This is a genomic window from Virgibacillus ndiopensis (assembly GCF_900187325.1).
GTDB classification, from domain to species: domain Bacteria; phylum Bacillota; class Bacilli; order Bacillales; family Amphibacillaceae; genus Virgibacillus_E; species Virgibacillus_E ndiopensis.
The window spans coordinates 1-1,750 of the sequence record NZ_FZMZ01000002.1 but is presented as its reverse complement, the minus strand read 5'-3'; the positions used below and the strand labels follow the sequence as shown (position 1 = coordinate 1,750).

The 1,750-nt window shown below is 34.3% G+C and carries 2 protein-coding genes; both read left to right on the top strand.

What is annotated here, in order from left to right; translation table 11 throughout:
- Nucleotides 1–225: 225 nt before the first annotated feature.
- Nucleotides 226–414, top strand: a complete 189-nt coding sequence (locus tag CS937_RS00015) for a toxin-antitoxin system HicB family antitoxin (protein WP_099156461.1) — start codon at nt 226–228, stop codon at nt 412–414.
- 248 nt (nt 415–662) lie between these two features.
- On the top strand, nt 663–1,556 hold the full coding sequence (locus CS937_RS00010) for a rolling circle replication-associated protein (RefSeq protein ID WP_245835658.1): 894 nt from the start codon (nt 663–665) through the stop codon (nt 1,554–1,556).
- Nucleotides 1,557–1,750: the final 194 nt, after the last annotated feature.

Genomic DNA, 1,750 nt, shown 5'->3' with positions numbered 1-1,750 from the left:
GGGAACCTCAAGTATTGAGGGGGTTCCCTCGCGTGTGCCGTACCGTAGCGCTTTTTTAATGCAAATATTTATTCTGTATGGAAAATATGTTTGGTGTTGACAATATGTTAAAATGGCATTAAAATGGTACTACAATTGAATATAGGTATTAAACCTAGGCAAATAGCACTCATAGGCAGGACTACCCTTTTCCTGCCTATTACCCTTTTTGAAAGGAGTTTTTTTATGACTGAATTAAAAAGGTTGAATATTAGAATTAGACCTGAAATGCATGATTTCCTGAAAAAGTCCGCAGATTCTAGAGGATTGACTATGAATGCTATGGTTATATTCGCTTTGGAGACGTATTTTCAACAACAACAGGTTATGCCGTATTTAGGCGATATGATGGAAGAGTTACAAAAAGATAAATAGTGCTGCTAGTGGAAGTTGAGCGACAGCGGTCCATTTACGTGGGGTGGCACCCTTTGGTAAACTGCCCCGATAGGGTGGTGGGGGTGTTGTTTCCCCCAACAAAGTTTATGGGTTTCAAAGGGTGTAGGGGCCCCATGTCAATGGCAACTGGGAACGGTGGCACGGGAAAACAAAACTAGTTATCTAGCATTCTTTATTAACTTGATTTTAATTAAACATTACGCCGTTTTTATAAAGGGGGCAGAAAATTGGATGGGCATGAAAGCATTATTTTACCTAGTGATATAGTAACAGTCACTAAAATGAATCATGTGACAGAGATTCAACAAATGGAAAAGATGAATAATCAAGCTAATATTGTAAAAATCGACAAGGATAGATATGTTTTAAAAGAAACTGGTGAGATACATACTTTTAATAAATCTGAAACAAGAAAAGATAATCATAATTCCTTAAGGCAGACTTTTAAAAAGTTAAGATATTTAATAAATAATAATTTTATAGGGTATGACAATGAATTACATTGTACTTTGACGTATGCCGAAAATATGACAGATACAAAGCGATTATATAGGGATTTTGATAGTTTTAAAAAACGTTTAAAGCGGAAATTTAATAATTTTGATTACCTTGATGTTGTGGAACCACAAGAGCGTGGAGCGTGGCATCATCATTTGTTATTAAGATTTAATGGTAGTGATAAAGCATACATAAAAAATAGTGATTTAGCTAAAATTTGGAGTCATGGTTACGTGACAATAAAAAATTTGAAAGATGTCGATAATATTGGGGCTTATTTAAGTGCCTATTTAGCTGATATTGAGCTTACAGACAAGGATATGTCCTTAGGTAATGAAAAAGTAAGACAAGCTATTAATAAGGGCTTAGAAGTGCGTGAAAAAGTCGTTGATGGTGAACAGAAAAAATTTATAAAAGGTGGTCGTTTACATTTATATCCACCTGGTATGAATTTGTATCGAAAAAGTAAGGGGATAGTATTTCCAGAGCGTCAAAAAATGAGTTATAAACAGGCAAAAAAAATAGTAGGGAATGGCGATCCCCACTACTCAAGAATTTATAATGTTGAAATTAATGACTTTGAAAATACTATCATTTTTGAACAATATAACTCAAAAAAATAAATTTCTATTAGCAGTATATCATATTTTTTATAATATATGCGCATACGGATACGGATACACGTGAAGGGGGAACCTCAAGTATTGAGGGGGTTCCCTCGCGTGTGCCGTACCGTAGCGCTTTTTTAATGCAAATATTTATTCTGTATGGAAAATATGTTTGGTGTTGACAATATGTTAAAATGGCATTAAAATGG